Source organism: Penaeicola halotolerans (genome assembly GCF_016464625.1).
Classification (GTDB): Bacteria; Bacteroidota; Bacteroidia; order Cytophagales; family Cyclobacteriaceae; genus Penaeicola; species Penaeicola halotolerans.
This window is the reverse complement of record NZ_JAEAGO010000132.1, coordinates 1-255: the sequence shown is the minus strand read 5'-3', so window position 1 is coordinate 255 and position 255 is coordinate 1. Positions and strand designations below refer to the sequence as shown.

The window sequence follows — 255 nt, the reverse complement described above, 5'->3', positions numbered from 1 at the left end:
TAGCGTTCATACTGCCGGATCCTGACGATACCATCCCAGACCGCGTATACGCCATCTCCTGTGTTGAGCTTAAGATCACTCCCATAATGCCATCTCCAACCTCTAAAACCAAAGGGTGAAGTGATCTTGGTACCTTTGATCGGTGGGTGGCAAGAGACATCCATCAGGGAATCATATAGGACTATAGCTAACGAATCCTTAAACTTGGATACGACAAAATCATAAATATTGATCTTCTTGGAATCCCAGAGTTGG

General features: G+C 44.7%; 1 protein-coding gene. It reads right to left on the bottom strand.

Annotation, left to right across the window (positions count from 1 at the left end):
* Positions 1-255, bottom strand: a 255-nt coding sequence (locus I5349_RS13885) for a M23 family metallopeptidase (protein ID WP_369075573.1), incomplete at both ends; no start/stop codon positions are given.